This is a genomic window from Natronosalvus halobius (assembly GCF_024138145.1).
GTDB lineage: Archaea > Halobacteriota > Halobacteria > Halobacteriales > Natrialbaceae > Natronosalvus > Natronosalvus halobius.
This window is the reverse complement of record NZ_CP099997.1, coordinates 3,348,690-3,370,405: the sequence shown is the minus strand read 5'-3', so window position 1 is coordinate 3,370,405 and position 21,716 is coordinate 3,348,690. Positions and strand designations below refer to the sequence as shown.

Annotated in this window: 24 protein-coding genes; 11 read left to right on the top strand and 13 right to left on the bottom strand. The window is 62.7% G+C overall.

What is annotated here, in order from left to right:
- Positions 1–110: 110 nt before the first annotated feature.
- From NGM15_RS16315 to NGM15_RS16300, 4 genes are read right to left on the bottom strand one after another with little or no spacing between them, the layout of a single operon-like run.
- The gene (locus NGM15_RS16315; RefSeq protein ID WP_253433269.1) at positions 111–1,619 is read right to left on the bottom strand and encodes a nucleotide sugar dehydrogenase; all 1,509 of its coding nucleotides are present in this window, start codon (positions 1,617–1,619) and stop codon (positions 111–113) included.
- A complete protein-coding gene (locus tag NGM15_RS16310) occupies positions 1,616–2,602 on the bottom strand; it encodes a Gfo/Idh/MocA family protein (RefSeq protein ID WP_253433267.1) in 987 nt (328 codons plus the stop codon). Before NGM15_RS16310 ends, NGM15_RS16315 begins: the two co-directional genes overlap by 4 nt.
- Complete coding sequence (locus tag NGM15_RS16305) at positions 2,599–3,711, bottom strand: DegT/DnrJ/EryC1/StrS family aminotransferase (protein WP_253433264.1); 1,113 nt, start codon at positions 3,709–3,711, stop codon at positions 2,599–2,601. Before NGM15_RS16305 ends, NGM15_RS16310 begins: the two co-directional genes overlap by 4 nt.
- On the bottom strand, positions 3,708–4,304 hold the full coding sequence (locus NGM15_RS16300; RefSeq protein ID WP_253433261.1) for an acyltransferase: 597 nt from the start codon (positions 4,302–4,304) through the stop codon (positions 3,708–3,710). Before NGM15_RS16300 ends, NGM15_RS16305 begins: the two co-directional genes overlap by 4 nt.
- A gap of 395 nt (positions 4,305–4,699) precedes the next feature.
- Here NGM15_RS16300 and NGM15_RS16295 point away from each other — a divergent pair, with 395 nt between their 5' ends.
- Positions 4,700–5,236: a DUF7344 domain-containing protein gene (locus NGM15_RS16295; protein WP_253438162.1), complete on the top strand. Its 537-nt coding sequence runs from the start codon at positions 4,700–4,702 to the stop codon at positions 5,234–5,236.
- A 185-nt stretch (positions 5,237–5,421) separates the two neighbouring features.
- On the opposite strand, the gene NGM15_RS16290 is transcribed toward NGM15_RS16295, so the two are convergent.
- Positions 5,422–5,925, bottom strand: a complete 504-nt coding sequence (locus NGM15_RS16290) for a DUF7344 domain-containing protein (RefSeq protein ID WP_253433258.1) — start codon at positions 5,923–5,925, stop codon at positions 5,422–5,424.
- Positions 5,926–6,125: 200 nt separating this feature from the next.
- Positions 6,126–6,317 (bottom strand): DUF7563 family protein, encoded by a 192-nt coding sequence (locus NGM15_RS16285; protein WP_253433255.1) that lies wholly within the window; start codon positions 6,315–6,317, stop codon positions 6,126–6,128.
- A gap of 474 nt (positions 6,318–6,791) precedes the next feature.
- Between NGM15_RS16285 and NGM15_RS16280 the strand changes: the two genes are divergently transcribed.
- The 3 genes from NGM15_RS16280 (at position 6,792) to NGM15_RS16270 (ending at position 9,601) form a co-directional block, all read left to right on the top strand.
- Positions 6,792–7,169 carry a winged helix-turn-helix domain-containing protein gene (locus tag NGM15_RS16280; protein WP_253433252.1) on the top strand — a complete coding sequence of 126 codons (378 nt, stop codon included), beginning with the start codon at positions 6,792–6,794 and terminating at the stop codon, positions 7,167–7,169.
- A 199-nt stretch (positions 7,170–7,368) separates the two neighbouring features.
- Positions 7,369–7,644, top strand: coding sequence for a PadR family transcriptional regulator (locus NGM15_RS16275; RefSeq protein WP_253433249.1), 276 nt, complete (start codon positions 7,369–7,371; stop codon positions 7,642–7,644).
- 607 nt (positions 7,645–8,251) lie between these two features.
- The gene (locus tag NGM15_RS16270; protein WP_311136452.1) at positions 8,252–9,601 is read left to right on the top strand and encodes a DUF1616 domain-containing protein; all 1,350 of its coding nucleotides are present in this window, start codon (positions 8,252–8,254) and stop codon (positions 9,599–9,601) included.
- A 1,125-nt stretch (positions 9,602–10,726) separates the two neighbouring features.
- Here NGM15_RS16270 and allB read toward each other — a convergent pair.
- The gene (allB, locus tag NGM15_RS16265) at positions 10,727–12,091 is read right to left on the bottom strand and encodes an allantoinase AllB (RefSeq protein ID WP_253433247.1); all 1,365 of its coding nucleotides are present in this window, start codon (positions 12,089–12,091) and stop codon (positions 10,727–10,729) included.
- Positions 12,092–12,448: 357 nt separating this feature from the next.
- Here allB and NGM15_RS16260 point away from each other — a divergent pair, with 357 nt between their 5' ends.
- Both NGM15_RS16260 and NGM15_RS16255 read left to right on the top strand, forming a co-directional pair.
- Positions 12,449–12,736, top strand: coding sequence for an amphi-Trp domain-containing protein (locus NGM15_RS16260; RefSeq protein WP_253432771.1), 288 nt, complete (start codon positions 12,449–12,451; stop codon positions 12,734–12,736).
- Positions 12,737–12,984: 248 nt separating this feature from the next.
- On the top strand, positions 12,985–13,452 hold the full coding sequence (locus NGM15_RS16255; RefSeq protein WP_253433244.1) for a mechanosensitive ion channel domain-containing protein: 468 nt from the start codon (positions 12,985–12,987) through the stop codon (positions 13,450–13,452).
- Here the strand turns inward: NGM15_RS16255 and NGM15_RS16250 are convergent.
- Together NGM15_RS16250 and NGM15_RS16245 are read right to left on the bottom strand one after the other, a co-directional pair.
- Positions 13,423–14,757 carry a transposase gene (locus NGM15_RS16250; RefSeq protein ID WP_253433242.1) on the bottom strand — a complete coding sequence of 445 codons (1,335 nt, stop codon included), beginning with the start codon at positions 14,755–14,757 and terminating at the stop codon, positions 13,423–13,425. The two genes, NGM15_RS16255 and NGM15_RS16250, sit on opposite strands and share 30 nt — an antisense overlap.
- A gap of 359 nt (positions 14,758–15,116) precedes the next feature.
- Positions 15,117–16,316, bottom strand: a complete 1,200-nt coding sequence (locus NGM15_RS16245; RefSeq protein ID WP_253433240.1) for a redox-regulated ATPase YchF — start codon at positions 16,314–16,316, stop codon at positions 15,117–15,119.
- Between the two features lie 140 nt (positions 16,317–16,456).
- Between NGM15_RS16245 and NGM15_RS16240 the strand changes: the two genes are divergently transcribed.
- Entirely contained in the window at positions 16,457–16,843 is a 387-nt protein-coding gene (locus NGM15_RS16240) for a DUF7987 family protein (RefSeq protein WP_253433237.1), read from the top strand.
- Between the two features lie 48 nt (positions 16,844–16,891).
- Here the strand turns inward: NGM15_RS16240 and NGM15_RS16235 are convergent, their stop codons facing one another.
- On the bottom strand, positions 16,892–17,866 hold the full coding sequence (locus NGM15_RS16235) for an ArsA family ATPase (protein WP_253433234.1): 975 nt from the start codon (positions 17,864–17,866) through the stop codon (positions 16,892–16,894).
- A gap of 7 nt (positions 17,867–17,873) precedes the next feature.
- Positions 17,874–18,170: a DUF7990 family protein gene (locus NGM15_RS16230; RefSeq protein WP_253433231.1), complete on the bottom strand. Its 297-nt coding sequence runs from the start codon at positions 18,168–18,170 to the stop codon at positions 17,874–17,876.
- A 98-nt stretch (positions 18,171–18,268) separates the two neighbouring features.
- Here NGM15_RS16230 and NGM15_RS16225 point away from each other — a divergent pair, with 98 nt between their 5' ends.
- Positions 18,269–19,528 carry a CobW family GTP-binding protein gene (locus tag NGM15_RS16225; RefSeq protein ID WP_253433228.1) on the top strand — a complete coding sequence of 420 codons (1,260 nt, stop codon included), beginning with the start codon at positions 18,269–18,271 and terminating at the stop codon, positions 19,526–19,528.
- Positions 19,529–19,615: 87 nt separating this feature from the next.
- Here the strand turns inward: NGM15_RS16225 and NGM15_RS16220 are convergent, their stop codons facing one another.
- Positions 19,616–19,939 carry a hypothetical protein gene (locus NGM15_RS16220; protein WP_253433226.1) on the bottom strand — a complete coding sequence of 108 codons (324 nt, stop codon included), beginning with the start codon at positions 19,937–19,939 and terminating at the stop codon, positions 19,616–19,618.
- A gap of 57 nt (positions 19,940–19,996) precedes the next feature.
- Here NGM15_RS16220 and NGM15_RS16215 point away from each other — a divergent pair, with 57 nt between their 5' ends.
- The gene (locus tag NGM15_RS16215) at positions 19,997–20,242 is read left to right on the top strand and encodes a DUF8107 family protein (protein ID WP_253433223.1); all 246 of its coding nucleotides are present in this window, start codon (positions 19,997–19,999) and stop codon (positions 20,240–20,242) included.
- A 51-nt stretch (positions 20,243–20,293) separates the two neighbouring features.
- Here NGM15_RS16215 and NGM15_RS16210 read toward each other — a convergent pair whose 3' ends face one another.
- Positions 20,294–20,521: a DUF8007 family protein gene (locus NGM15_RS16210; RefSeq protein WP_253433221.1), complete on the bottom strand. Its 228-nt coding sequence runs from the start codon at positions 20,519–20,521 to the stop codon at positions 20,294–20,296.
- A gap of 150 nt (positions 20,522–20,671) precedes the next feature.
- Between NGM15_RS16210 and NGM15_RS16205 the strand changes: the two genes are divergently transcribed.
- The gene (locus tag NGM15_RS16205) at positions 20,672–21,076 is read left to right on the top strand and encodes a cupin domain-containing protein (protein WP_253433219.1); all 405 of its coding nucleotides are present in this window, start codon (positions 20,672–20,674) and stop codon (positions 21,074–21,076) included.
- Positions 21,073–21,690, top strand: a complete 618-nt coding sequence (locus NGM15_RS16200; RefSeq protein ID WP_253433216.1) for a DUF8052 family protein — start codon at positions 21,073–21,075, stop codon at positions 21,688–21,690. Before NGM15_RS16205 ends, NGM15_RS16200 begins: the two co-directional genes overlap by 4 nt.
- Positions 21,691–21,716 lie beyond the last annotated feature (26 nt).

Below are 21,716 nucleotides of genomic sequence, written 5' to 3'. Positions count from 1 at the left end.
CTATCGGTGGTTTCGTTATTCTGCGACTTCCAGCGGGTCGGGACCGGCTACGATCGCTCGCGGTCGGCTAACCGGTACCTGTGGACCTTTCGATCGACGAAAAGCGCGGGCTACCGCCCGGTCGCGTCGAACGCCGCCGGACGGCCGATCGTCGAGGTGCCAGTATCGGTCGGCACGTCGCCGTCGACGACCGTCGGTCGGCCATCGCGCGCACCACCGAGCGTGACGACGCGGTGGTCCGTGCCCGACAGCGAGAGCACATCCCGGCCGTCCAGGACCACCATCCGCTCGAGGTTGGCCCACGGAATCCGCTCGAAGTCGTCCTGGGGCGTCACGAGAATCGCCGCGTCGAACGCCGGGCCCGATGCCAGGTCCTGGACGTCGATCGCTCGAGCGCCAAACTCGGCCGGGTCGACTAGCGGGTCACAACCCCAGACCTCGGCGCCGCGCTCGCGGAGGGACTCGACGACGCCGATGGCGGGGGAGGCGCGCGTCTCCTCGACGCCCGGTCGGTAGGTGAACCCGAGGACGAGGACCGTCGCGTCCTCGAGGCTGCTGTCGGGTTCCTCCCCGTGGCTATCGCGTTCGTTTTCGCTTTCGTCCGTACCCGCATCCGTGCCTGTACCGTCGAGCGCAGCCTCGAGCATCGACACCGTGCGCGCGGGCATCTCGCGGTTGATCTCGCGGCCCAGTTCGACCATCGAGAGCGGGGCGTCGGTCTGGGCGAGCAGAAAGTGTGGATAGTAGGGGATGCAGTGACCGCCGACACCCGGACCCGGGTCGTGCAGGTGACACATCGGAATGTGGTTGGCCGTCTCGATCGCCTCGCGCACCGAGATCCCGAGGTCGTCGGCGGTGCCCGCGAACTGGTTCGCCAGCGCGATGTTGACGTCGCGGTAGACCCCCTCGAACACCTTGACGGCTTCCGCCGTCGTCGCGTCCGAGACCAGGTGGACCGCGTTGTCCGAGAGTTCGTCGTAGACCAGCGCAGCCGCCCGCCCGCTCGCCTCGTCGACGCCGCCGACGACCTTCGGGTACTGCCCGCGGATGTCCCGCAGAGCCGTCCCCGAGGCGGTTCGTTCGGGGCAGAACGCGACGCCGAAGGTACCGGGCTCGAGGCCGCTTCGCTCCGCCAGAAACGGGGCGACGACGTCCCGACAGGTGCCCGGTGGCAAGGTCGATTCCGCGATCACGAGGTCGCCTGGCTCGAGGCCGCTGGCGACGTCGTCCAGGACCGCCTCGATAATCGAGAGGTCCGGTTCGTCGGCTTCGGTGATCAGCGTCGGGACGATGATCACGTGGACGCGCGCCTCGCTGGCGGCGGCAGCCCCGTCGGTCGTCGCCCGTAGTCGACCCTGCGAGACCTGCTCGGCCACCAGGTCGTCGAGACCAGGTTCGCCGCCGACGTGGCTTCGGCCGGCGTTCACCGACTCGACGACGTCCGGATCGACGTCAACACCGGTCACCGCGCCTGTCACCTCGGCGAAGACTGCGGCGAGCGGGAGGCCCATCTTGCCGAGACCGTAGACCGCGACCGGGACCGACCCGTTCGTCAGCGCCCGTCGCTTCGCGGCCTCGGTATCTCCCGAACCGTACAGGGGCGTCGTCGCCCGACTCATCGAGCAACCACCTCCTGATCCTCGTCGGCGACGAATCGGTCGATTCGCTCGACCATCTCGAGGGCGGCGACGCCGTCTTCGCCGGTGACCACCGGCTCGCCACCGGTTCGCACGGCGTCGACGAACGACGCGAGTTCGCGCTTGAGCGGTTCCCCGTTCTCGACGCGCGGGCGCTCGACGACGCTCTCGTGGCGGTGGCGGTTCGTCCCCTCGTCGGTGACGTACTCGGGGTAGGAATCCCGGTGGATCAGCACCGACTGCTGGAGGTAGTCGACCTCGACGAGGCACTCGCTGGCGGTCACCGTGAGCCGTCGCACCTTCTTCTGGGTGCGGCGACTCGCCGTCAGCGAGACGATCACGTCGTCGGCCATCATCGTCGCCGTCGCGTACTGGCCATCGTCGGTGCTCGTCGCCGAGACTACCTCGGGACGGGACTCGAGCAGCGAGCCGACGACGTCGATGTCGTGGATCATCAGGTCGAGGACGACGCCGTCGGTCGCCGTGCGGTCGACCGGCGGGCCGAGACGCTCGGCCTCGACGGCGATCACGTCCAGGTCGGCGATGACCGACTCGAGGGTGTCGACGGCCGGGTTGAACCGCTCGACGTGGCCGACCTGCAGGACGAGGCCGGCCTCCTCGGCCTTCCGCGCGAGGGCGCGGCCCTGATCGACGGTTTCGGCGATCGGCTTCTCGACCAGCACGTGCACGCCGGCTTCGAGACACGCCGAGACCGTCTCGTAATGGGCGTGAGTCGGCACCGCGACGGTGACGACGTCACAGTTCGCGAGCAGGTCGTCCATCGGTACGGCGGCGGTGCCGTAGCGAGCGGCGACCGTCTCCGCGAGCGCCTCGTCCAGGTCGCTGACGCCGACGAGGTCGACGTCCCGGCACTCGCTGTAGACGCGCGCGTGGTTCTCTCCCATCGAACCGACGCCGATGACGCCGGCCCGTACCGTCTCGGTCGAAGTAGTCTGTCGAGTCATTGTGAGTCGTAGTAGTCAGTTATCGCCTCGACCACCCGCTCGCGGTCGGCGGGCTCGAGGTTCGGGTGCACGGGCAGCGACAGCACGCGCTCGGCGGCCCGTTCGGCGTTCGGCAGCGTCGCGGCCGCCGTGCTCACCGTCTCGTAGGCCGGCTGGCGGTGGATCGGCGTCGGGTAGTAGACGCCCGTCCCGATACCGCGCTCATCGAGCCAGTCGGCCAGATCGTCCCGGTCGTCCGCCGCGACGGTGTACTGGTGGTAGACGTGGGTTATCCCGTCGGGAACGGTCGGCGTCTGCACTGAAACGTCGGCCAGCTCGTCGTCGTAGTACGCCGCGTTCGCCCGCCTCGCCTCGGTGAAGTCCGGCAGGCGCTCGAGTTGCGCCCGGCCGATGGCGGCGGCGAGGCTGGTCATGCGGTGGTTCCCGCCGAGGGAGACGTGGTCGTAGCCGCGGGTTCCGGTCACGTCCCGGCCGTGGTTGACGTAGCTCGCAGCGGCGTTCGCCACGTCTTCGCTGTCGGTCGTGATCATGCCGCCCTCGCCGGTCGTCATGTTCTTCGTCGGGTAAAACGAGAAGCAAGCGGCGTCCCCGAGGCTGCCGACGCGCTCGCCGTCGATGGCCGCGCCGTGGGCCTGGCAGGCGTCCTCCAGGACGAACAGGTCGTGCGCCTCACCGATCTCGCGAAGCGGACCCATCGCCGCAGGCAGGCCGTAGAGGTGGACCGGCAGGATGCCGACAACGTCCTCGCGCTCGCGCACGACCGCCTCGACGGCGTCGGGGTCGATCGTGTACGTCTCGGGATCGATGTCGGCGAAGACCGGCGTCGCTCCAGTCAGCCTGATCGCGTTCGCGCTGGCGACGAACGAGAACGGCGAGGTGACGACGGCGTCGCCCGCCTCGACGCCCAGCGCCTCGAGGGCGGTGACGAGCGCCGTGGTTCCGTTCGTCGTCGCGATGCCGTGATCGGCGCCACAGTAGCGGGCGAACTCGGACTCGAACCGGCGGACTTCGGGGCCATCGGCGAGCTGGCCGCTCTCCAGGATCGCGTGAACCCGATCGTAGACCGCCTCGCCCAGGTCGGGGTCGGCGATGGAGATGTCGCCACTCATGCGATTCGGTTCGGCCCCTCGAGGGGTGCCGGGAGGGCTCTCGATTTCGCCGGCGCGCCGATTGCGAGCGTGTCCGGGGGGACGTCCTCGGTCACCAGCGCCCCCGCCCCGACGAACGCGTTCTCGCCAATCGTGACACCGGGGAGGATGGTCGCGTTCGCGCCGATCGAGGCGCCGTCCTGGACGGTCGGTCCCTCGAGGTCGACCTCGGTCCGGATGGGGTACTGGTCGTTCGTGAGGACGGCACCGGGGCCGACGAACACGTTGTCGCCAATGGTCGTGTCAGTCGGGACGTAGACGGCCGACTGAATGCTCACGTGCGATCCGATGTCGGTTCGCCCGTCGACGATCGTCTTCGTTCCCAGGAGGACGTCGTGGCCGATCGTCGTCTCCTCGCGGACGAGCACGTCGTGGCCCGTCGTGAAGTCGTTCCCGACGACGACGTCACCGTAGACGATCGATCCCCGACGGATTGTCGCATCGTCACCCAGCGTGGTCGGCTCGAACGCGTCGTCGACTCCGTAGCCGACGACCGCTCCATCGTCGATCGAACACCGGTCGCCCGCCGTGTAGGTCGCGTTGGTTACCGCCACGGCCGGTCACCCCGCGTCGTCGATGCCGTTCGGTCGTCCGTTCGTCGATATCGGTGAGTGTACATAGAGATCGATACCCGGTTGGGTAATCACGTAGGATCATCCGGTAATCGGGCTTTGTTATCCCCGGCCTGAGCGCGGGTAGCGCGCCACTACGAGCGACCAGGCGTCGGCTCGAGACCGGAGCGACGACCGGCCTTTCGGCGACGAGCGGGTGGTATCTACGTTCACGCGTGCGTGACCGTTCGAAATTGGTGAGAAACACCGGATCAGATCGGTACAAGCCGATTTCGAGACGGTAGCCGCGAGATAGTAAAGTGTCACTCGGTGGCACCTGAGTGCGTGAGTCTCTCGACGACGTGTATCTGGGAGCGGTTTCGAGGACATCGATGACCATGACCGATGGCACGCTTACACAGGCGGAGCTGTTCGACGTGTTCAGCAACGCCAGACGACGACAGACGGTACAGTACCTCAAACGCCATCACGGAGCCTGCGATCTGGCACCGCTGGTCGAACAGGTCGCCGCCTGGGAAAACGACACGACGACCGACGATGTGACGCGCGCCCAGCGTCGGCGCGTGTACATCTCGCTCTACCAGACCCACCTGCCGATGCTCGAAGACCACGGCATCGTCGACTGGGATCCCGACGCCCATCGCATCGAGTTGTTGCCGAACGAGGAGACGTTCGAGCCGTACCTGGACCGCGACCTCGAGAACCAGCGGCCCTGGCACTGGTACTACGCGTCGGTCTCGGTCGTCGGTGCCGCCGTCGCCGTCCTGGCCGGGCTTTCCGTCGGTACCCTGACGCCCGGACTCCTCCCGTTCGTCGCACTGGGCCTCTGCGTTCTCGTTCTGGTCCTCGCAATCACCCATCGCGCGTCCAGTCGATCCAAATTCAGCCTTCCGTTCGCGACCAGGCGATTCTGATTCACCGATCGCCGGCTATCGGTAATCGCTTTCTCCGTCGCGGTTGGGCCCGACCGACGGCCGTTGAAATACGCTGGAGAGAGATGGCTCTCCAGACTGTCGGGAACACGTCGTTCGAGAGTCGAAGCGCCTCGTGATCACGGCGGTACCATCAGCGAGAGGGGTTTTTCGCCCCATCCGTGTTCTCAACTCAACAGTCGATACAGGCTGCTCGCCGCCACTGCGAGCAAGACCAGCACGCTCGAGAGCACGGGATCGATACTCGAGACGAGGGGTGCCTCGAGGCCGGCCACCGCGATCAGAACCAGACCGAAGACGCCCACCAGGAGGTGGCCGACCAGGACGGATCGGTTCGTCGACTGATCGCCGTCGACGTAGCCGTAGACCGTCTCGAAGTTCGGCCCCGGCGTGATCGTCTTCGCCGTGGAATCGTACTCGATGACGCCATCTTCCTCGAGCTGGGGCAGGTGGGTCTGCTGTAGAGAGACGTAGACGCTCTTGTAGAGATTGTTCGGAACGGAACTCCCGTCGGTTTCCCTCGAAGCAATCTCTGAAGCGACGTCGGAAACGTCGAGTCGGCCGTGTTCGTCCGCGAGCAACTGAACGATCGCTCGCCGTCGATCGTTACCGAGAATGTGAAAGACATCGCTCTCGGCGAGCGATCCCGTTCGGCTCTGCTGTACCGACATGATTCAGCTGCCTCGACAGCGGATATCGCTGGAAGACATTCCACCACCTACCATCGTACTGCCTCTCAATTCGCGTACTGCACCCTTCAATCTGATGTAAAATGTGCTAGACGATATCGACGAACGAAACCGCCCGGAACTGACACGTATCGACGATCGCATCGCCGTGTCGTGGAGAAATCGCTCGGTCGAGAGCCGAGTTAACGAGAAGGAAGATGGCCGCCTGATTGCATCTCGCGATAGGTCGTACACGCCGGGCAGCCGTGTACGACGTCGCCGTTGTCGCCGAAGACGCGAGCGAACTGCTGAGTCACGTGCGTGCCGCAGTTCTCACACCGCGTGCCTGTCGCCGACGATTCGTTCGGAGTCCAGTTGAGTCGAGTCGTTGTCATGGATTGGAAAGGGGGATTCGATGCGGTCGTCCTGGCTGTACCCACACCCGAACGGGGGAACGTTCGAGCAGTACTCCAAGCGACGTGTTCAGATCCGAATAAAGGAGGCCGACTGTTCAGTCCGGGCAAGGCGATGAGAACGTGTTAATTCGCTGTTTTCGCGACGTCTGGGCCACTGTGGCCAATATTGAAGGGGTTCACCGACCGACGGCCTCCGGCCGGATTTAGCCGGGTTCGCTCGAATTCACGGTCCAGGAAGCCGGGACTGGGAACCGAAATTCGAGCTTTCCATCGGGAAATTCCAGCTTTCGAGACGGAACGGGCGCCCTTCGCTGGATAAGGCTGTCCGTTATAAAATACTAGTCCTCCTTACGGGTTAGATGGTTAGAACGTACCGATGGCCTGTCACTGTCGACAGTTGACGTCGGTACTGCCCCACGACCCGATTACAGTCTGACAACGGAGATGCCACACATGTCCACTCACGTAAACAACACGGCGGCGGAATCGACAGTCAACCCGGCGGCCCAGCTCGACGTTCTCGGCGACGAGTGTGCGCGAACGATCCTCATCGCTGCCAGCGAAGGGCCACGGACGGCGAAAGAGCTGACAGAACGAACCGACTGCTCGTCGGCGACAATCTATCGACGGATCAACAACCTCCTCGAGAGCGAGTTGCTGACGGAGTGCATCCGATTCGAACCGGACGGAACGCATACGACGGCCTACGAGTCGACCGTCGACCGCGTCCAGGTCGAGATCGGCGAGACGGGCATCACGGTTTCGACCGCGTCGGGCCACAAGGGGGAATCCGAGACGAGCGTGCAGACGCGACGTGGCGGTAATCGGTAAATTCGCGACCCGGTATCGCGATCAGATCGGGAGAACACGACGGGGTGGCGCTCTAGGAAGCGGGCGATCCGAGTTCGCGCACGTAAGGCGAACGTAGCTGGGGAACAATATTGATCGTTGATACGAGCGAGAGCGAGCAACGGCTGTATGATGCGGATAACAAATATCCAATCAACGGAACGGTCCATGTGATTGAGCAATGCACGACCTGACTGGATTCCAGCGAGACCTGCTATACGTGATCGCCGGCGCGGACCGTCCGTCCGGCCAGACCGTCAAAGAGGAAGTCGAACAGTACTACAGCTCCGAAATCAACCACGGGCGGCTATACCCGAACCTCGATACGCTCGTCAACAAGGAGCTGGTCGAAAAGGGACAACTCGACAGGCGAACGAACTATTACGCGATTACTGACGAGGGACTCGATCGGATCAACGAGCGCCGCGACTGGGAGGCCCAGTACGTCGACGTCTAGGGGACGGCGGCCGTCAACGACCGACGTCTAGCGATACGATTGGCGTCACCCGTCGACGTCGGGCGCGAGCGGCGAACGGCGCCCAGAACGATCCTCGGCATCATTTTCCGGTCGTCGGCCAGTGGTAAGCGACGAGTGACGAGTGACGAGCGACGAGCAACGAGTGATGAGTGACGAGTGATGAGTGACGAGTGACGAGTGACGAGCGACGAGTGACGTGTAACGAGGAACGGGTGACGTGATCACCGTCGACGGGTAGCGTCCCCGTCGAACGGACACGTGAATGAGGCCGCTCGAGGCGTCAAAACGAGGCCCCTCTCGAGATCCTCACGCACCCGACTCCGCCCCGGGGTCACCGCTGCCGAGCGCAATCGCGCCGCCCACTCGCTCCAGGTCGAACGCTCTGGTCGTGCTCTGGTCGACGGCCGACGGTCGACAGTCAACAATCAGACGACCGGCAGCCGCAACCACGCTTCACGGCGGAATCGAACGGCGGACACCGACTCCAGGATGGTAATCCAGCCATAACAAAGGCCGGCTACCACGAGCAATTCACTGATTCGAGTATGTCCGGTGTCCCTGACCGACTCCTGTGGAGGCGGAATCGATGAGTCTCACCACGAAGACCCAGAACACCGTCGGGGCGGTCGGTCGCTATCCAACCGACCTCGCGTTCGTCACGCTCGCGACGATCCTCGCGTACGTGCTCGTCACGAACCTGTCGCCGGGAAGCGGCCTCCGCCTGCTGTCCGCGCTGGCGTTCGTCTCGTTCCTGCCGGGCTACGCGCTCGTCTCGATGCTCTTCCCGGTTCGGGCCAGGGCACGGGGTCCGGGACCACAGGCGGCCGCCGAGGCCCGTCCAGGCGGTATCGACGCCGTCGAACGGCTGGCGCTCGGCCTGGGACTTTCGATCGCGGTCGTCCCGATCGTCGTGCTGGCACTCCCACTGACGCACTGGGGCCTCACAGTCAGTTCGACCGTCGGCGCGCTCGCGGCAGTGACCGTCCTGGTCGCCCAGTTCGCGGTGATCCGCCGGCTCCGCGTCCCGCCCGCGGACCGCTTTACGGTGTCGCTGGCCGGCCTGCGAAACCGCTTCTCGAGCGCGAACGAAACCGGAGCGACCCGTGCCTCGTCGCTCTTGCTCGGCCTCGCAGTCGTCGCCGCCGTCGGCGTGTTGCTGTACTCGTTCACGGCGCCGATGGCCGCCGGGGGATTCACCCAGCTTGCCATCTACACGGCCCAGGACGACGGCGATCTCGAGGCTGAGATGCCCGACACGGTCGCCCCCGGGGATCCGATCCCGATTACCTTCCAGATCCACAACGAGGAGGGCCGGGAGATGGAGTACACCGTGGTGATGCAAGAGCAGGTGGTCGCTGACGGCGAGGTCGTCGATCGGGTGACCCACCAGGAGGTGTCGGCTATCAGCCAGTCCGAAGACGGCGGACAGATCACCGCCGAGCGGTCGGTGACGCCGACCGCGGCGGACGGTGAGACGGTTCGCATCGCCGTGATGCTCTTCGAGGGAGACGCCCCCGAGACGGCCACGATGGAGGATGCCATGGAGTACACGTACTTCTGGGTCACGGTGGAGACGCCGCCGGACGCACCCGGATCAGGGGGCGCAGACGACGGCGGCGAGGAATCGGGTGCCGACGCGGACGGCGCCGAAGGTGGCGACGATGACGATACTGTCAGCGAAGACGATGCTGGCGAGGACGGCGACGACGGCGACACGGACGAGGGCGATGAATCCGAGTCCGACGAAGACTCGAGCGAGGGTGGAGACGAAAGTGAAGACGATGAAGGAGACGAGGACGAAAGTGACGAGAGCGACGACGAGGAAGAAAGCGATGACGATGATGACGAGACTGAAGATGAAGATGACGATGTTGCGGATGACGGTGAAGAAGACGGTGGCGAGGACGAAGAGGATGACGAAGAAGACGAGGAGTGAGACACTATCGGCGTGACGGCGCAGCCCCACACGCCCCTGCGTAGTCGGTTAAGAGAGTAGCTTACACCGACTCGACATCGCCGATCCCGCAGAGCGCGCGTCTCGAATCGAGAAACACTTTGCCTCGACGTTGCCGCCCCTAAGTAGCCCCGAATCAATACGCCAGGTATGACTGCTGTCTACCCCGCAGAGTGGCTTCGAGAACAGTACTAGCTGTGTTCAAGATGGTTCATAATTGGGATATACGTCCGGAAGATGTGTGTAGAGAGTGTTTTAGAGAGCATCTAGGAAGAGGCGCACTGCAGGATTGTAAGATCGATATCGCCACGAGAAATGCGCTTGATTGTGCGAACGTTGGGTAGAGGGGCCTCAAGGCCATTTATAGGTGCCTGGGAGAATAACAGGGTAAATCAGATCGGCAGATGAGCACGGTACGTCTCAACGTCGTCGTCCGATCATCCGAGATTGTTCTCAGTGCACTCTCCCTGAATAACGGATCGAGGCGCTCTAAGAGGGCAGTTTACAAGTCTTGTGTTGAAGATCTATCTATACAACCGTCTAAGCAGATAAATTGTCCTAAAATCGATAGCAGGAACCCGATTATGAACTTCTGGATAGCATAACATGGGAGGTGTTTACTTACTCAACGTGGCAGGCCAAATCCCTTCGGAGAGGGCTTCATACCGTCGAATTCGAATCGGGATAGCGAGGTCGAGCCACCATTTCGACCCATCGTCTATCGATCCCTGCTCAGCACTGAAAACGCCATACGGAAACCGATTATGAACTCTTTGAGAGCGTAATTTTATCGCTCTTCACATCCCCTCGCGTTGTTCTTCTCTCTTCCGTTCAAGCCTGACGCCGCTCTGTGCGTCATCTCGAGCAAAAACTTCCCACGCACGTCTCCTTCTTCCTAGTTTCGTTCTCAAACCTCCCCGCCACACATCTTCCGGACGTTACAGTGATTATGATCATGGAAGCTCTGTTAGAATCCTCGATGAAGGACTGGTTGTAACCACTTCCCCAGAGGGGAAACAGGTAGTTAAACGAGCGTCTGTTCGCCTTTGTCGACCACTGAATCACCCTCGGGCCAATACGCGTTCTGCGCTGAACCCCTTGACCGCTTCAGTTCGGCTCGACTCGAGCCCCGTGCCCGGGTTCCCCGACGACCTCGCCGTCGTCGTAGACGACCTCGCCGCGGACGACCGTCGTCACCGCCTTCCCGGTAAAAGTCTCGCCCTCGAACGGCGTCACGCAGTTCTTCGAGTGTAACTCGGAGGCGTCCTCGAGCGTCCACTCGAAGTCGGGGTCGACGACCGTAATATCGGCGTCCGTGCCCACCTGCAGCGATCCCTTCTGTGGGTACAACCCCCAGACCTGGGCGGGGCGCGCCGCGTGGTGGTAGGCCCACTCCTCGAGCGTGAGCCGTCCCTGCTCGACGAACGAGAGCAGTGCGGGGACCTCGGTCTCGAGGCCGACGAATCCAGAGATGGCGTCCCAGGTGTTCCCGAAGGGGTCGCCGACTAGTTTCTCCTCGGGGGTGTGGGGCGCGTGGTCGGTAGCGACGCAGTCGATGGCGCCGGTCTGGAAGGCCGTCCAAAGCCGTTCGCGCTGGTCGGCGTCCCGGATCGGTGGCTGGATCCGGGCGACGTTGCCCTTCTCCTCGAGGACCGACTCGGTGAACCAGAGGTAGTGCGGGCAAGTTTCGGCGGTCACGTCGATCCCACGCTCTTTCCCGCGGGCGACCGCCTCCGCACCCGACCCCGAGGAGACGTGGAACATGTGGATCTTCGCGCCGGTTTCCTCGGCGAAGGTGAGCATGCGCTCGATGGCCTCCTGCTCGGCGATAACGGGTCGAGAGTGAGCGTGGTCGATCGGCCGATTCTTCCCCGCCTCCTGGAATTGGCGTGTATAGTGGTCGATGATCTCGCCGTTCTCCTCGTGGAAGCCGAGTCGCTTCCCCGTCTCTCGAATGCGCTCCATCGCCTCCAGGATCTCGCCGTCGTTCGGCGGCGGGACGTCGCCGACGGTCGAGCCCAGGAAGATTTTGTACCCCAGCGCGCCCGCCTCGTCCAGGGCAGGGATGTGGTCGAGGTTCTTGGAGGTGACGACGACGTAGCTCCCGAAGTCGACGTGGGCGCTCGCGTCGCCGCGCTCGAGTTTCAACTCGAGGTGCTCGGGCCGGTCGATGACGGGGTCGGTGTTGGGCATGCCGACGACGGTCGTGACGCCGCCTGCGGCGGCCGCCCGGGTAGCCGACTCCCAGTCTTCCTTGTACTCGAGGCCAGGTTCGCGGTTGTGGATGTGGCAATCGACGACGCCGGGGGCGATGACGTTTCCCTCGGCGTCGAGCGTTTTTCGAGCACTCGGAAGCTGATCGCTACGACCGACGGCGACGATCGTGTCGTCCTGGACGGCGATACCCGAATTCGGGCTCCGGCCCGCAGGCGTGAGGACGGTTCCGTTGTGAATAACGAGATCCACGGTCATGGCTCGAGGTTCCGAAGCCGCGGGGAAATAGCTTCTGTTCGGGCGGGTTCCGTCGGCCATTTTCGACGAGCGGTGGCTCGAAGGTGACGAGTTCGAGTGGCCGAGATTGGGTACGAATCGCGTTGGAGAGATTCGAAGGCGCGGTCGAGACGGCCGACGGGAAAATCGGCCGTTCCATCGAAGCTCGATATTACTATAGAAAATAAATTTATGTTGAAACTCTTGGCTTGAAGTAAGTTTCAGAAGACGTGCTGAATACAGAGCGCGAATGTCGCATGAGATTTGGCTCGATTGTGCCGGTGGTGGTCGTTCAGTACAGGGGATTCATTTATCGGTGCAGGCAGCGTATCCTTCATTATGCCTGAAGAAGTCCTGTTCAAATCAGAGAGTGACCAGACCCGAGAAGACATCGCCTCGTATCTCCGCAGTGTCGCTGATAAGCTCGAACAAGGGGATACAATCACACTCAAATCCGGTTCCGAGTCCGTGACAATGGAACCGCCATCACGCCCGACGTTTGAGGTCAAAGCCGAACGCGAAGGGCCAACGGACGGCCCCGGAGAATTGAGTATCGAGTTCGAACTCGAATGGGACGAGAACGGCAATGAGGGGGACGGCGGGAGCGGTCAGTTAGAAATCGAGTGACTAGTTCGCAGCCGTATGTAGCGGTTGGTTCCGGTTTGAGTGCGTGAAATAAATAGCGCCACCGTACTGCATCCATCCTCTGTATCGGTCACAGCGTTTCTGGCAGAATTAGAGTAGTTCAGCCAACTGTGCTGAATTCACAGCGCGAGTCTTGTACAATGGCCAGAAAAACGGCATGACCTGATTACGCGTGATAGCATTGAGCAGCCAGCAAGTGTGTTTTTATTCGCATACCCTAACCGTAGGGCATGATCGGACAGACCTCTCTACCAGAATGGGTGACAGATTTACTGTCAGCATACTACCAGGTGTTGTCAGAATTGTTTTGGTTCCTCGTGGGCCTCGGGATCGTCTATTTCATCGGCCGGATCGTTCTTATTCCTCTTGTCACTGGAATTGTCAGATCGCGTAATCGCAATAACCCCACGATCGAGACTGCAACGAAGACGTACCTTCGGGTGGTTCTGATCGGGTTTGCGATCCTGACGGGCATAATTGCCGCTGGATACGGAAGGGTGTTTTCCGAATCGGCGGTCATCATTGCAGCCATCACGTTTGCCCTCGGTATCGCCGGGCAGCACGTGTTCAGTTCGCTGATCAGCGGGATGTTTCTCGTCGCTGATCCCGACTTTAACGTTGGCGATTGGGTGAAGTACCACGGGTCGGGTGACCCGTGGCGTCTGTGTCTAATCCACCGTGGACGCAACAGTCTTTAATTCCTCTCGCGCTTGGCGGTTGCCTCGCGTCGACGATCCGTGTCGGTGAACACCCGAAGCAAAAATTGCTCCGTGAGAGTCGGCCTCTTCACACAGGCCCGATGCCGCCCGTCTCACCTTCCGCACGCGCGGAAGGGTGTCGAGAGACGGCACATTTTCATCCTGTTCGTCAAACCATTCTTGCGCCACACAAACTGCTGCCTTCCTATCCGCATGGTCTTGGAACCCGCATTCCTTACACTTGAATCGCTTCTTGTACCGATTCGCTCGCTCTGAGTGCAAACACTTCGTCCGTGGACACCGCTGGCTCGTGTACTCGGGGTCAACTTCATCCGAAGGAATGGCTTCCCAGGCGGCTTTGTACGTCACCATATCACGAAGTGCGGCGAACGGGAGGCTGTGTAAGCGCCGGTTCATTCGCGTGCCGTAGTCGATGGAATCTCGCATGTCTTTGAGGTCTTCAAAGACGATTACCGGGTCATTGAATTGCGAAACCCACTGAGTCACGTCACGCGATACTTTGTGGAGGTGGTCGTGAACGAAGTCGCGTTCTTTCGTCCGAACCACGGTTTCGAACGCAGTCTGCCCAACCTTCTGCATCCGCTTGCGCTTCGTGAAGTATTCGTGGCGAAGACGCTTGATGTCTGGATACTCAAGAACGAGTGAATCGAGTACGTCTCCGTCTCGGGCCATCGCGGCGAGTCCAACGCAGTCTTCGTTGATGTCTACGCCAACCACTGTGCCAGCCTCTTTAGGCGCCCGAACCATGCGCTGTTTGTGCGTGACGGTGACGTGGAGTCGCCACTCGTTGTGTTTCTGAACGAGTTCTGCAACTCCCACCCGCCACGCATCCGAGGAAAGTGCGTTCTTCACGCGGTTGAGGTGACCGGGACTACCGCGAAGCACGCCCTTGACGTAGTTGTATGGCTTATAACTGACACGGAATCGTACGTTTCCTGAGTCGTCCACGGTGAGTGCGTATCCTTCGTCGTGGTTCATTCGCATTGGATACAGCTCGTGAATGTAGGGGAACGGTCGGCCCCAGCCATCGTCTTTGTGGTCGATGTACGTTTCAATCTCCGTGAGTGCTTTCTGTACGAGGAGTTGCGTGGTGTTTTTGACGTGGGTGGCGGTGTCCACTACCGTGTCGTGGATGTCGTTCCAGTCCCAGCCTTCACGGTCGAGACGGTTGACCTCGTTTCTGATTCGTCGTGCTTCGAGACAGCCTTCTAGCAAGTTGTCAGAACTACCCTCGTGGATGGTTAATCCAAAGGAGAGCGTCTGGGTTAGTTCTGAATCTTGCATTATCAGTTACTTGTCTTATGTACTAGTAAATGGATTGATTGAGGGCTGTTGGCATTCACCTACGGGTCGAGTGACCCGTGGTACTCTGCCTTGCAATCTATAGAGGATCCGAATAACAAGGACATCTTGACGATTCGCTCGGACTTCCGTCGATTAGTAAAACGACACTTCGATGAGGAAGAGATCGCGCTCGCTCCGCCTTCTGAACAGTTGCTCTCGGGTGAAGTTACCGTGACAGGTCGAAAGAGCGAGTCACCAGCCTCAAACGGCGTTTGAAACGGGCTATCAGAGCCAAAATAGAGTCTAATGTGATACCCGAACCAGACCGAAGTCAACTCGAGACGCGTGCAGTTCGAGAGTCAGTTCGTCGTCACGATCTCGATCACGTCCCGAGATTCGACGGGGTAGTCCTTGCCTAACTGTCGGTTGCTCCGGCAGTCGATGGCGTAGAGGAAGCCGTCGCCGATGTCCGAGTGGAGGCTGTACGCAAAGTCCTCGGCGGTCGACTCGGGCGGGATCAGGAAGCAGTCGGGCAGCACCTCGCCGCGCTCGTTCCCTAGGCCGTTGGCACCGCCGGGGAACACCGGCGTCACGCCGAGCACGTCGAACAGGGCCGTCTCGAGGGCCGCCTGGACACCCGTCGCACCGTAGGATTGGAGGAAGTCACGAATCTGTTCGAGGCCTTCCTTCTGGCTCTCGGAGATGTCGCCCGTGATCTCGAAGCCGTCGTCACCTGGCTGGTAGTCGACGACACCGGCCTTGTCTGCCGACTTGAGCGCCTTCTCGGCGTGGGCGCTACAGGGAACGATGGTCAGGTGCTCGTACTCGGGGTCGCTCGTGATATCGTCGTAGTTGGCCTGGGCTGCGGGGGTGTCCATCTTGTTCGCCGCGATCACCATCGGCTTCGTCGCCTTGCGAATCTCGCGGGCGAGTTCGAGTTTGTCCTCGTCGTCCCACGCTTCGGGGTCGAAGCCGATGTCGACGCGCCGGATGAGGAGTTTGAGCTCGTCCTCGTTCGTCTTGAACGCGCTCATCTGCTCGGCCAGATCCTCCTCGATGGCGTCGTCCTCGGTGACGTAGCCCGACGAATATCGGTTTATTCCTTTTTCGAGCACGCCTAGATACCACTGATCGAGTTCGGTCTCGAGGAAGTCGATGTCCTCGCGCGGGTCGTGACCCTCGGTGGGTTCGCCCTCGAGGTTCGTCTCGCCAGCGAAGTCGACGACGTGGACGAGTACGTCGGTCTCGTTGAGGTCAGTCAAAAATTGATTCCCGAGGCCTTTGCCCTCGTGGGCGCCGGGAATGAGGCCGGCGACGTCGACGAGTTTCGTGGGGACGAAGCGGGTTCCGTGTTCGCAGTAGCCGACGTTGGGGGTGCACTCCTCGTCGAACTCGGGAGCGGCGCACTCGACGCGGACGTAGGCCTCGCCGACGCTGGGGTCGATGGTGGTGAACGGGTAGGCCCCCTCGGGGACGTCGTTCATCGTGGCGGCGTTGAAGAAGGAGGACTTGCCGACTGAGGGTTTGCCGACGAGTCCGATCCGGTAACTGCTGGTCATTACGGGTCGTGCGCACGGCCCGGCTAAACGGCTTTTGCTCTCGCGGCCGTGTGAAATGACGGGGCATGCCACGGTCTCGGATCGAGGGTTCGAGCGACCGCGCCGGTACGTATTTTGTCCTCCAGTGTCACGTTGGGAACGTGAACGCTCCGCCGTCCGGAACGGACGCCAATCGCTTTTTCGACGGGCGAGGCGGTCCGGTAGCGCTCGGACTGTCGTACGTCGCGGTCGGCATCGCGCTATTCTACGCGCTGGCGACGGACTCCATCGAACTGGTGACGGCTGTTCTCGTTGGCGTGCTCGGATTGCTACTCCTCTCGCTGTACATCGTCGTCAGACGGGAAGGGCTGGTCACTGCCGAAAACAGGCTTATCGGTACCTTCGTTCTGGTCGCGATGGGACTGCTGTACGGGCTCTACGAGTTTACCAGTCTCTCGTCGGAAGCCGTCTTTGGAATCGTCTTTGTAGTCGGCGTCATCGTCCCTCATCTGCTCCTCGAGTACACCGACTACGGAACGTCGAGGTGACGGAACGTCGAGGTGACCCTATCGAGCGGTCTCGAACCCCACGCGAGATCAAACGTGCGTCGGCGGTTCGACCGCCGTCTCGATGTCGAGTTCGCCGGCGACGTCCTCCAGGAGACTCCCTTTGACCTCCGCGGTGCGCCAGCCGATTTCGGCCACCAGCGGCGGCCCGAATGTTTCGCGGATGGTCTCGAGATGCGCGCGCTCGGTGTCGACGCGCTCACGGAGGTACCGGGCGCCGCGGCCGTTCTCGTCGTCGTCGGGTTTGGGCGTGAGTTTGTTGGCGACGAGGCCGCGGACGGGGAGGTCCTTCGCCTCGAGGTCGGCGATCGAACGCTTGGTCTCGTTCAGCGAGAGTTCATCGGGGTTCAAGACGAGGAAGAAGGCAGCGTCGTCACCGAGGGTGTCTCCGGCGAACCGGAAGAACTCCTTTCGCTCCTGGAGGCGCGCGAGGACGGGGTCGCCGTCCATCACGCGCCGGGGTTCGTTGTTCCCGATGGCGGCCTTTTCGAAGAGGTCGATGCTCGTCCGACGTTTGTACATCAGCCGGTCGATCCAGCCCTCGAGCAGCTCCGGCAGGCCGAGCAGGCGAAGCGTACTGCCGGAGGGAGCGGTGTCGAAGACGACTCGATCGTACCCCTCGGAATTGCGCATAACCTCGATGAACCGGTCGAACAGCGCCGACTCGTAGGCCCCGGGCGTCCCGTGAGCCATCTCGAGTTGGCGATTGATCTCGTTGACCATCGCCGCCGAGACCTGCTCGGAGAGGTCACGCCGGATGTCGTCGAGGTGGCGCGTGACCTCCTCCTCGGGGTCGAGTTGCATCGCCTCGAGGCCGTCGACGCCCTCGACGGGCGTCGGATCGTCGTCGAAGGGCTGGTCGAACACGTCGGTGACCGAGTGGGCCGGGTCGGTCGAGACGACGAGCGTCCGCAGTCCGTCGCGAGCACAGCGCAGGCCGTAGGCACAGGAGACGGTGGTCTTGCCGACCCCGCCTTTGCCGCCGAAGAAAACGAAGGGTTCCATGGGTCGATCAGAAGTGATACTGCTGGCCTTTGCGCTCGATGAGCATGTCGCGATCCCACAGCCGGCGTTCCCAGGCCTCGAACTCGGTCTCGAGGTACGGCAGGAGTTCGGCGGTGTAGTACGACACGGGCGAGGGGATGCCGAACGCGTCGGGGAAACACGCGAGCAGGAACACGTCCTCGATGTCCTCGGCTTCCTTCTCGATCTTCTCGTAGGCCGGATGCGTGATCATCCCGTGGTAGAGCCCACGGAGCCACTCCTCGAGCGTTTCTCGAAAGCGTTCGATGCGATCGGCCAGGTCCATGCCCTGATATGCGAGGCCGGCGGCTAAAAGGTATCGTGGGTAGCAGGTATCGGCACCTCGAGGAACGATTTGAAGGCGATGCGCTCCCAGTGGCCGGTATGGACGAACAGGGACAGATTCCGGTCACGATTCTCTCCGGAAGCCTGGGGGCGGGAAAGACGACGCTGCTCAATCACCTGCTGACGACCGCCGAGGACCGGTCGCTCGCGGTGCTGGTCAACGACATGGGCGAGGTCAACGTCGACGCCGAACTGATCGCCGAGGGCTCCGAACTCGACCTCGAGGACGGCGTCGCTGAACTCTCGAACGGCTGTATCTGCTGTGAACTCCAGGACGACCTCGAGACCGCGGTCGTCCGCCTGGCCCGCGATCGCGATTTCGACCACCTGGTCGTCGAATCCTCGGGCATCTCCGAGCCCGCGCCCGTCGCGCGACTGTTCACCACCGAGTCCCGCGTCGCCGCGCTGTACGCGGTCGACACGCTCGTGACCGTCCTGGACACGCCCGCGTTCCTCGAGTCCTTCGCCGGGGACGAGGTCCCGGAGCGTCGGGGGACCGAGGACGACCGGCCGCTCTCGGATTTGCTGGTCGAACAGGTCGAGGTCTCGAACCTGGTTTTGCTCAACAAGGCGGATCTCTGTAGCGAGGCCGAACTCGAGCACGCCGCCGACCTCGTTCGGGCGCTTCAGCCCGACGCGGAGACGATCCGGACAGAGTTCTCGGCGGTGGATCCCGGTCGCCTCCTCGGCCGGGAATTGTTCGATCCAGACCGACTCGTTGACCTGCCGGGCTGGAAACGCGCGCTCGAGGAGGGTGCTACTCACAGAGGTAACGCGTCTCACGATCACGGCGAACCGCACGACGACGATGGAGAGCCCGCTCACGGCCACGACCACCGCCACCCCGACGAAGTCTACGGCGTCTCATCGTTTGTCTTCCGCCGCCGCCGCCCCTTCCACCCCGAGCGGTTCGCCGCGTTCCTCGAGACGCTCCCGCCGGAAATCGTCCGCTCGAAGGGAACCACCTGGCTCGCCGGCAACGAGATGCGGGTGACGGTCGCCCAGGCCGGCCCCTCGATCAGGGCCACCGCCCAGGGCCCCTGGATCGCCAGCCTCCCCGCCGTCGAACGCGACATGCTCCGGTCGAACCGGCCCAACCTGGAGTGGCACGACGACCACGGCGACCGACGGACGGAACTCGTCTTCATCGGTACCGACTACGACGAAGCGGCGCTCCGGGACGCGCTGTCGGAGGCGCTCGTGACCGACGAGGAGTGGGACCGCGACCTCGAGGGAGTCGAGGGAGAGGGACCGTTTCCTGGCGTCCAGGGAGAGGAAGTCGTACTTCGAGAGCCCTGAACGGGGATCGGTCGGATGCTCCCGTTTCAGGTTCGACCACGACGCTCGAGCGGGGTGTACTGATCGATTCGAGACGCCGAGACGAATCTAGCGGACCAGCGGAATCGCCAGGCCGACGACGACCACCAGAAGCACGAGCATGAGGTAATACAGGCGCTCGACGCGCATTTCTGACGGGACGACGCCGACGAACTCCGGTCGGACGGTCCAGACCTGCCGGTAGTACGCGCCGACGGTGAACACGAACGAGAGCGCGATAGAACCGGCAGCCGAATACTCGAGGCCGACGCCGATCGCCTGGCCGTACAGCGGTCCAAACGAGAGGACGAGCATGACGGCGAGGCCCGCGACGACGAAAAACGGGACGGGGTCGACCGGCGTTCCCTCGCGGTTTCGAAGTCGGAATCGCATGCGGTGTGGACACCTTCGAGCGACAAAAACTAAGTGCCAGAGCATCCGTGGTTCGGTATGACTGATCCGGAGGAGGTCGAGGGCCGGACCGACAGCGACGCCGAAGGGTTCGACGAGGCTGCGTCCTCCTCGCGGGGCGACCCGCGAGTCCTCCTCGCGATGAACGCCGTCCTGTCGACGTTGTTCGCCACGACCGTCGTTTGGGGGCTCGCGTTCGCCGGCTTCCTCGAGTTTACGCTGGTGAACGTCGCGACGGCGATAATTCTGCTGTTTACGGTGACCTACGCGGTAACGATGACGTGACCTGGACGCGACTGTGCTGACGACTCGCCCCTTCGGGAACGACTGTTGAAGCTACCGACCGTAGATGAACCTTCGTGCAGCGTCGTCGAGTCGAGTCGAAATTCCCTCGAGCCAGGCGGCCGGTGAAACGCGGCGAACCGACGACTCCTCGACCTCGATGGCCCCGCGGGCGTACGGATCGCGAGCGGCCCGCTCCCCGTCGGAACGGTCCGCCTCGGTCGCGTCGACGACCGTCGACATGGCGCACCGGCCGCAGGATTCGGTGGGTTTCTCTCCCATGTGTCTCGTTCGCAATATAGCGGTTCCAGGGGCAAAAACGTACCGCCGTCCGCAGTAGTAAGCGTACTGCCGTCCTCACTGTGGGCTTGAATCGTCGAACCCCTCAGGATCACCGACGCCTATTTGCTCCCCCGCTCGATACGGAGTGGTATGGGATATCGTATCGTCGATCCGGAGGCCGTCGACCCGGCGCCTGATCGACCGAGCGAGTGTCGAAAGCTGTCCGAACCGGGTGGGCTCGAGACGATGGCGATCAATCGATTTCACGCTGCGCCGGGCGAGGAACTGCCGCTGGCGTACCACTATCACGAAACCCAGCAGGAGGCCTTTTACGTCCTCGAGGGCGACCTCGCCGTCGAGACGCCCGAAGAGACGTACGAGGTGCCGGAGGAACGTCTGTTCGTCGTCGATCCAGGACACCCCCAGCGCGCGTATAACCCGGCGGGCGCCGATGGGCCGGTGACCGTCCTGGCAATTGGTGCGCCGGCGGCTGACAGTGACGCTCGCGTCTACGATCGTGATCCTGAACCCGAACCCAAATACGAGGACGCATGAGCGACAGCGAACAGTTCCCCGAGGCCGAGGAGCTCCCCGCCGAGATCCGTGAGGCCGTCCCGGACTGGGACGACGAGTACTTCGATCGGGTCTCCGACCGACTGATGTACAGCTACGACCTCGAGAAGGATCGACACGCTGCCGGCGAGCGGTGGGACCTCTACGGCGAGTTGCGCGTGCTCAATCAGAAGCAGTTCTTCCACCCATCGCTGAAGTACGCCGATCACGAGGCCCGAGAGTACCTCTTCGCCCGCCGCGAGCCGCACCCGACGGTCACCGAACTCGAGCGGTTGGTCGACCTGGGCCACGACGTGGCTGACGAGCAGATCGTCGCCAGCGAGGAGCACTTCGGGACGGACGTGAGTTTCGTGCTCGTCGCCGACGAGTTGCCGGACGCGGTCCGCGAGTTCGTCTCGGGCTTTCGCGACCGAACGTTGTTGAAGTTCGGCTACTACGGCCACTACGACGTCAATCTCGTCGTCGCTGCTCCCGACCAGGAGGACCACGTTGCCAGCGAGGTCGCCGACGTCGCCGAGGCGTTCGCACTCTGGGACGACGTCACTGAACCCGAAGAGGGTGTCTTCTCGCGGTTCGCGAAGCGATTCTGGCGGTAGGCGAGGCAAAACGCCGGACCGGCCGG